Annotated in this window: 6 protein-coding genes; 2 read left to right on the top strand and 4 right to left on the bottom strand. The window is 60.6% G+C overall.

Annotation, left to right across the window (positions count from 1 at the left end; translation table 11 throughout):
* The coding region (locus BM436_RS20050) for an integrase core domain-containing protein (protein ID WP_143133242.1) at positions 1-354 on the top strand (354 nt) is incomplete at its 5' end.
* On the opposite strand, the gene BM436_RS20045 is transcribed toward BM436_RS20050, so the two are convergent.
* From BM436_RS20045 to BM436_RS20035, 3 genes are all read right to left on the bottom strand, one after another.
* The gene (locus BM436_RS20045; RefSeq protein ID WP_218164895.1) at positions 308-1,597 is read right to left on the bottom strand and encodes a glycoside hydrolase family 5 protein; all 1,290 of its coding nucleotides are present in this window, start codon (positions 1,595-1,597) and stop codon (positions 308-310) included. The two genes, BM436_RS20050 and BM436_RS20045, sit on opposite strands and share 47 nt — an antisense overlap.
* Positions 1,598-2,218: 621 nt before the next feature.
* A complete protein-coding gene (locus BM436_RS20040) occupies positions 2,219-3,703 on the bottom strand; it encodes a tryptophan halogenase family protein (protein WP_093557298.1) in 1,485 nt (494 codons plus the stop codon).
* Positions 3,704-3,820: 117 nt separating this feature from the next.
* A complete protein-coding gene (locus BM436_RS20035; RefSeq protein ID WP_143133241.1) occupies positions 3,821-4,762 on the bottom strand; it encodes a PA14 domain-containing protein in 942 nt (313 codons plus the stop codon).
* 414 nt (positions 4,763-5,176) lie between these two features.
* Between BM436_RS20035 and BM436_RS36315 the strand changes: the two genes are divergently transcribed.
* Entirely contained in the window at positions 5,177-5,479 is a 303-nt protein-coding gene (locus BM436_RS36315) for a hypothetical protein (protein WP_143133240.1), read from the top strand.
* 45 nt (positions 5,480-5,524) lie between these two features.
* On the opposite strand, the gene BM436_RS37570 is transcribed toward BM436_RS36315, so the two are convergent.
* A complete protein-coding gene (locus BM436_RS37570) occupies positions 5,525-8,665 on the bottom strand; it encodes a family 43 glycosylhydrolase (RefSeq protein ID WP_218164894.1) in 3,141 nt (1,046 codons plus the stop codon).
* Between the last annotated feature and the right edge of the window lie 13 nt (positions 8,666-8,678).

The following is an 8,678-nucleotide window of genomic DNA, read 5'->3' as shown; positions in this document are numbered from 1 at the left end:
CGCTTCGCGGCCAAGGACAAGAAGCCCAGCGGCCAGCACGCCTTCGACAAGGCCTGCGCGGCCATCGCTGTCGAGCACCGCCTGGCGCCGCCGCGTCATCCACAAACCAATGGCATGGTGGAGCGGTTTAATGGCCGGATTAACGAACTGCTGCGGCAGACTCGTTTCGATAGCAGGGCCGATCTGGAGACGACTTTGCTGAACTACCTCAAGCTCTACAACCACCATATTCCACAACGCGCCATCGGCACCAGGACACCGATCCAAGCGCTCAAGGAATGGCAGCGGCAGAAGCCCGAATTATTCGTTAAACGTGTTTATGATCAAACGGGACTCGACAAGTACGCAACATAGCACCATACTCCCCCAACACAACTGGAATCCCTCGGTCCGCAAATTTTGCTTTCATCTTAGCAAATTCTGCATCGACAAAAGCTTCTTCCTCCCGCGTCGAGTTACGATAAGTATCGGTCGTCGAATGGTAGCCGTTGCCCCAGTAATAAAACATCTGTGAATACCATTCATCTTGACTCTGGAGCGTAAAACTCCATGGGTAAAAATGAACTTCAGCCATTTGGCGATCCGTTACCGTGTCGGTCGGCATGACATGCCAATCATTGGCAGCCAGATCGATGTTGGTTCTTGGGGCTTGGATCACCAGCACGCGATAAGCGTTTTTACCACCCGTCGAACGAACCGCATCGACAAATGTTTGGTGATAGCTGTCAAGAACGGCTATTTCGGCCGCAGAGTGAGCATCAGGCTCGTTGGCGCCAGCAAACAAGACATGCTCGTCAAAGTCACGCAGATGCGTGGCAATTTGCTCCCAGTAGGCTTTCTGTTTGGCGTTGACAGCTTCCTTCTTTTCTTCGGAAAAATTACGCTCCAACCAACCACCATCCCAATGGATATTAACGATCACGTAGAGCCCGTTATCCACCGCATACTGCACCACTTCCTTCACGCGGTTGAGCCAGGCGTCACTAATTTTGCCAGTGGTCTGATCGGCATACTGATCCCAGGATACGGGAATTCGAATCGAGTCAAAACCGCTGTCCTTGACCAATTTGACATAAGCGGCAGACACCATCGGCTGGCCCCAGCAAGTCTCTGACGGTGTGCTGCAACCCCAAGCTTCCATTGTATTTCCAATGTTAGTTCCCAGCTTCATTTTGGCAGCCAACTGGGTAGCGTTACTGCTCATGCCGGTCGCATCCGGAGCAATTGGACTGGTATTATAGCTAGGATAAAGGGGAACCTTAACCGTAAAATCTTGCGTGGTTTCTGCGTCGCACTTATTGGTATAGACAGCTGTTGCAATACAGCTGGAGGTTGGGCTTATTGTCTGTTCACGCGCGGAACCTGATGTCCCGCAGGTGCCACTCCATGACCAGGACCCATGCTTTTTTGGCTCGGGCGACAATGTGATTTGAGTGCCGGAATTAACCGTCACGCTTGCGGTGCCAGTCGAGACGCCAGACAATTTAATATAGGGTTCTATCGGGGTTGGATCGCAAGTCTTTTTAGCTTGTACGCTCGCAACGGTTCCTAATAAAGCTATCAGAAGAGTCGTTCTGATTAAGCTAATTTTCTTCATCTCAATTACCTCGTCATTATAAATATTATGGGTGCACATGAAAGCACGCTCGCGAGACAGCCTTTTCTGAAATGTTCAGGTACTACATCTTTTACAGTGGTGGTCGCGGCCCGCCCGCTTGCGGGACGGGGGAGGCCCCACCTGCCCAGCAAACCAGCCGAGTCTATCCCAAATATTGCGGCAAAAATACCCGCTGAAATGCGCCGCCGCCCGCTATGACGGCCTAGGGTGAAAATTCTGCACGACTGGTATCGGTACTCGTGCAGATTTTGCTATTGCTCGCTTTAACAGGCCGCCGTTCGCGCCCATCACCACCTGTGCGCCAGCGGCCGCGCCGTCGTCGCCGCATATCGAACGCAAGGAAGTGCAGTATCAATGCGATTATCTGCACCCTTGTAATATCTTCGCCATTCGCGCTATTTCGGTGCTTACCATCCCGCGTCCTTTTTCTGCTCGCCTGCCAACTCGATGGGTGACGACAGAGTTATAAGAACGCTATTAGATAAAAGGTCGCGCAAGGTGCGAGTGTGATGGCGAACAGCTCAGACCATGGCCCCCAAACCTGCGAGAGGTTAACAAGGCTTGGCGATGCGCTGCAGGAGCTGGTGCGGCGTTGTCGGCTCAGCGCCCAAGCATGCGGCGCAGGAAAGCTTCATGGGTCGGCATGGTCGCCACGACGGCGGCGTAATGGTCGCGCCGCTGGTGCAGGGCTTGCAACGCTTCCGCGGCCGGCACCTCGGCGAGCACGGGGTCGGCGCGTACGGGCCAGTTCCCCATGCCGGCGTGGATCGCCAGCCAGCTGGTGGCTTCGAAACCTTCTTCCCCGTTCATGTTCAGCGAGCCGGTCTGGCGCCAGGCGTGCAGCTTGAAGTCCAGCGTCTCTGGCAGTTCCATGCTGGCCATGTCGCGCCACAGCTGGCTGTCGCGGCGTTCGGTGAGGCAATAGTGCAGGATGAGGAAGTCGCGGATGCGCTCGAACACCCTGGTCATGCCCCTGTTGTAGTTGGCCACGGCCGCCGCGGCGGGCCGGGCGCCTGGGCGCAGCAGTTCGATCATTTTTTCCAGGCCGCGCTGGATCAGGAGGATGCTGGTCGATTCGAGCGGTTCCAAAAAGCCCGACGACAAGCCCAGCCCGACCACGTTGTGGACCCAGAAGCGCTCGCGGTGGCCGGTGGTAAAACGCAGCAGGCGCGGTTCTGCCAGGGCCGGGCCGTCCAGCTGTTCGAGCAATTGGGTGCGCGCGCGCTCTTCGTCGATGTAGCGGGAGGCGAACACGTGGCCGTTGCCGATGCGGTTGCTGAGCGGGATCCGCCAGGTCCAGCCCGCTTCTAGCGCGGTGGCGACGGTGTGCGGCGTGAGCTCGGGTCCGCTCGGCTCGCTCGGCACGGCCCAGGCCCGGTCGACCGGCAGCCAGCGGCTGAAATCGACGAAAGGCTCTTCCAGGGCGCGGCCCAGCAGCAGGGAAACAAAGCCGGAGCAGTCGATAAACAGGTCGCCGGCCACCACGCGGCCATCTTCGAGCTTGAGCTGGTCGACGCCGCCGTCGGCGCGGCGCTTGACCTCGACGATGCGCCCTTCGGTGCGCCGCGCGCCCCTCTTGAGCGCGATGCCACGCAGGAAGCCCGCGTACAGGTTGGCATCGAAATGGTAAGCGTAGCTATACAGATTGGCTTGTTCTTTGGGCGGCGGGGCGAAGCGGCCCTGGCTGGCCATCACGCTGGGCAGGCATTGCTCGCTCAGCGGGCCCAGCGTGGGGGCGTTGACCCGGCGGTACTGGCCCCACAGGCAGGCGGGGCCGGTCAGGTCGTCGAAATTGCCAAAGGTATGGAAGAAGCGCTGGCCCTTGGCGCGCCAGTCGCGAAACTCGATGCCGAGCTTGAAGGTGCCATTGGTGGCGCGCAGGAACTCGGCCTCGTCAATGCCGGTCGACTTGTGAAATGCGCGGATCATCGGGAAGGTCGCCTCGCCGACACCCACAATGCCGATCTCTTCCGATTCGACCAGTTCCACCTTGCAGGCCGGTAGCGCGGTCGCCAGCCCGACGGCCGTCATCCATCCGGCGGTGCCGCCGCCGACGACGACGATGCGTTTGTAAGCGCTGTTCATGTATTTCTCCTCGTTATCACGCCGGCGGCGGGCAGTGTGCTGGAATCGTCGTTCGTCCAGCCAGAGCGAATTGAAGTGACCGGCCGCGCCGTTGCGCACATCATTATGCGTGGGCGCTCATTCCTTGGGCTGGCTCGATGCCAGCATGGCGCCCGGCGGCCGCCCTATCAGGCTGCGCGGGATGTAGCCGTAATCGGCCATGCCGGGCTTTTTCCACGCAAGCATCAATGCCAGATCCGGTCCCGGACCCTGGAAGTAGCGCACGCGGAAATTGCGCAAGCCCTTTTCCAGCTTGAGCTTGGTCGCCACGGGTGTCGGGGCGTGGATGCCATCGTTGTCGATCACGTTGACATCGTCGACACTGAGGATGGCACCATCGTCGGCCAGCAGCATCAGTTCATACGTGGCGGTTTCCGTAATATTGACGGTGAAGCGAATATCCAGGCCGAACCATTCGTTCGTCGAGCCCAGGCCGGGAAAGCCTTCCTTGAAGGAGCGCGGCGTGATATTGAGCTGGGCCATGCAAACACGCTGGTTCGGCTTGCGCCGGCGTATTTCCGTCACCGATTGGGTGTTGGCAGCAAGGCGGTATACGTCGGCGATCATATGCCGATCCGACTCTTCGGAGCATTCTTCGAACAGCTTGGGCGGCGTGCTCTCGGTCGCTTTGGCCACGGGCGGGGGCGGCGGCGGGGGAGGAGGGGCGGCAGCGGCTGCCGGCGCCGGCGCCGGCGCCGGAGCATTGGCGGCGGGCGGCGCGGGCACCGGGCTTTCAGTTACCTTGACGGGAGGCAGATCCGGTAGGCGAGGGACATCGATCGGCGGAGGCTCGACTGGCTTTGGCTCGGGGGGAGGTTCCGGAATCTTCTTTTCCGGCACTTTCGTCTCGAGGTAGACGACATCGACACTGCGCGCCTCCGGTTTGGGCGAGGGCTTACGCAAGGTCCCCAGCATCAAGAACATTCCCAGCGCCACGTGGAGGAAAATCACAACGCCGATGGCGTAGCGATTGTGCTTGCGCTGCCAGCGCGGATCACTTTCAGGTGCGGACGGGGGCAAACTGGTTTCTGGCGGTATAGGGCACATATGTTTCAACAGACAATAAAATCAATCAAAGCTTGACCACATGGTGAATGGCGCAATCTGGTAGCCGTTCGAGTTCTCGTACAGGCGGCCGGGGGGCATTGGAGTCCATCCCGGTACTCATGCAGGCCAGGTCGCCATCGTTGGGACCGGAGGGCCATGCGTGCACGCCGCGATAGGCGCCTTCGGGACCGAAGGCGCCGGTGACCGGCGCGGGCTAGCGGGGTGGAAGTTTTATTGAGCCAATTTAATCGTGATCAAACGTTTCTTGTTCATTTCTGTTATCTCCATCATTTTAATATTATGGGTTCTTTCGCTTGCAGGACGGAGAGCAGGCCCACCTGCCCAGCAAACGGGTCGAGTCTATCCCAAATATTGCGGCAAAAATACATGCTGAAATGCGCCGACGCGGGCCATAACGGCCTCGGGCGAAAATTCTGCACGGCCGGTGTGGGTACTCGTGCAGATTTTGCTATCGCTCGCTTTAACAGGCCGCCGTTCGAGCCCGCCGCCACCTGTGGGCCAGCGGCCGCGCCGCCGTCGCCGCACGTCGAATGCAAGGAAATGCAGTATCAATACGACTTTCAGCACCCTTGTAATGTCTTCGCCATTCGCGCAATTTCGGTGCTCATCCCCGGATTGTCGAAGCAGCAAGCAGACCGATCAGCCCCACACCTTTTCTTGGAAAATTAGGAGCTGCGCGTTCAGTCCTGCGTGAGGCGAAAAGGCGGGCGGCGGTCAGCGGGAGCCGCCGCTTTGCCCGATCCGGTAGTAGTCGAAGTCGACACGGCCGCCGGCGGTCTTGGTTGAATAAAAGAAGAGCGCGTAGCGGTAACCCATGAAGTGCGGGAAGGTGTAGGCAAGGCGCGAGGGACGACCGATGGGGGTCCAGGATTTGCCGTCGAGGCTGTAGGAGAAGCGGGCCACTTCAGGCGCCCCTGGTATGCCGTAGGTCTTTGCGCCACCCTCGTCGAGGCCGAAGCGGGCGTCTTCAGGCGCGGACTGAAATTCGCATTCGACCTTGAGGTGAACGGTTTTGCCGGAGAGGGGAATGGAGGCGATCTCCTCGGGCTGGTCGGAGTCGGCGCTCACCATGACGAGAGATCTGGCGCCGCCGCTCATTTTTACGCCGACAAACCCATACTTTTTCTGAAAAGCGGACAGGCCGGCCCAGTCGCCGTCTTTCATGCCGCTCACGTCGATACTGGTGGTGGCGAAACTGTCAGGGCCAAACGTGCGCTGGGTGAGGGTATTCCTGGCCTCGGGCAGGCTGGAATCGACCCGGCTGGTGATGAAGCTCAGGTAGCCCGGGCGCTTGGTGAGCGACCAGTTGCGAGGCTCGGGATTGTGATTCCATTGCCAGGCGAGGGGCAGGGCCGGGGCGCCGGGCGGGCGGTCGAACTCGTCGGAGGCGACGATGCCGGAGGCGCCGGAGGCGCCCTGTGCGCCGGCGGGGATGTCGAGCGTCATGGGCACCTCGCCGTCCTGGCCGAGCACGGGCCAGCCGTCCTTCCAGGTCACGGGCACGAGGTAGGGGACGCGACCGACGGCGCCGTTGTCCTTGAACAGATAGGCGTACCATTTGCCTTCCGGGGTGTCGACGAGGCCGCCCTGGGCGATACCGCGGTCATCGAGCACGATGCGGCCCTCATAGGGCCCGTCGATCGCGTCGGCGCGGTGGACGACGACGGTGCGCGCCCAGCGGGTCTTGGGCGAGGCGATGTTGAAGAGGTAGTAGCGGCCGTTGATCTTGGAAAGCTGCGAGCCCTCGCCACAGAGCCCGCCCTGGTCGGCGCCGAAGAGGGCGTTGACCTGTTCGATGATGGCCTTGTTCACGCCGCCGGGCTTGACGCCGGAGAGATCGGATTTCAGCTCGGTGAGCATGATGCGATTGCAGCCCCAAACCATGTAAGCGCGACCGTCGTCGTCGAAAAACAGGCTGTGGTCATTCATCAAGGGCTCGAAATTGGTCTCTTTCCACGGGCCGCGCTCCGGATCGCGCGTGGTGAAGACATGGGTGCGTCCTCCGGTGGTGGCGGCGAAAGTCGTGGCGTGAAACACGCCGTCGTGGTAACGGATGCTGCTGGCCCAGGAGCCGGCGCCGTAGGCGTTTTTGCCGTTTTCGAGACGGAAGGCTTCGTTGTCGGCCAGGGTTTCATAGGCGTAGGAGGCCATGCTCCAGTTGACCAGGTCCGTCGACTTCATGATCGGCAGGCCCGGGCTCATGTGCATCGTCGTGCTGCTCATATAGTAGGTTTTTCCTACGCGGATGAGTGAGATGTCCGGGACGTCGGCCCAGATAAGGGGATTATGGGCAGGATTCGCCGGTGCCGCCGGAAGGGGCTGGGACGCGACGGAGGCGCGCTGGGAGAATTGCCAGTAATCGAACTTGAACAGTTCTTCGCCGGCCGCACCGCGGAACACGAAGACGAGATCGTGGACGCCGGAGGCGCCGGAAACCAGCACGGACTGCGGCTTCCATTCGCCGCCGGTTCCCGAGACCGGCAGCGTGCCGATCAACTGGCCGTCGAGCTTGTCCAAACGAATCTCGATCTTCGCCCCGGTGGCCTGCTTCGCCTTGACCGTGCTGGAGAGGCTGGCCATGAAGGCGCGCGCGCCGGTCGCGCCGAAATCGACATTGCGCACCCGGATGTGGTCGCCGTCGTGGATGTCCCGCACGTTCTGGCCGCCGGCGCTGCTGGGCTCGATTTTGACGCCGGAAGACCAGGCGATGGTCTCGGCTTCCACTCGCTTGTAGGGATCGAGGGTGGCGACCGGTGCCGGCCCTTCCTTGGTCGGCTGCACCGTCGGGACCGAGCCATCCGGGTTGAACTTCAACTCGTCGACGGACACGGAACGTTTGAAGCCGTCGCCTCCCGGCAGCGCGGCGTTGTGGTAGAAGAGGTAGGTCTTGCCCTTGTAATCGACCACGCCCGGGTGGTTGGTGAAGGCGCTTTGCGGCGTCATGACAACGCCGCCGTAGGTCCACGGGCCTTCGGCTGTGGGACCGGTGGAGTAGGCGAGATGCTCAGGGATGGGGCCAGCGGCGAAAAACAGGTAATTGAGATTGTTGCGCTTGTAGAGCCAGGGACCCTCTTCGTAGGATGTGCCGCGCAGGGCGGGCTTTGGCAGCGTGGTGCCTTCTTTGTCCGGAGGGTTGCGCTCCCCCAGGGCCTTGACGGTCATCGGATGGCCAATGATGCCGTTCTCCCCGACGCTGGTGTCGTAGGAAATCATGTCCTTGTTCAGCTTCACCGACCACAGATTGGGATTGCCCCAGGCGAGATAGGCCTGGCCCTTGTCGTCGATATACACGGTCGGATCGATGCTGTCGTACAGGCCGCCGGCGTGGCCCGCGATCAGCGGTTTTTTGATGGGATCGGTGTAGGGCCCCAGGGGATTATCGGCCACCAGCACGCCTATGCCCCGGCCTTGCACCGGGCCATAGAGATACCATTTGCCATCCCTCTCGATCACCTGGGGAGCCCAGGCGCCGTTGTCAAAACCGTCCCAGCCGGAGATCTCCTTGGCGGCCCAGGGGAAATCCCGGAGCGAGGCGATCACGCCATGCTGGGTCCAGTTCACCATGTCCGTCGTCGTGGCGAGCACCCAGTTCTTCATGTTGAAGTTGTTCTTTTCCCCGACGTCCTCGTCGTGGCTGGAAAACAGGTAGAGCGTGCCCTTATGGACCATAGGGGCCGGATCGGCCGTATACATCGTTTGAATAACCGGGTTGACCGCGAACGAGGCCGCGGGCAGCGTAGCCAACACGGACAAGAGCACGACGGCGGAGCAGCTTGTTTTTTTCATGAGCGTCGGAAAATGAGCGTTGAAAAGCGGATAGGCGATTGAAGCGCAGGGCGTGCGTGCTGAAGGCATCACGCCCTGCGCG

This window comes from Pseudoduganella namucuonensis, assembly GCF_900116645.1.
GTDB classification, from domain to species: domain Bacteria; phylum Pseudomonadota; class Gammaproteobacteria; order Burkholderiales; family Burkholderiaceae_D; genus Rugamonas; species Rugamonas namucuonensis.
This window is presented reverse-complemented; position numbering and strand designations above follow the sequence as displayed.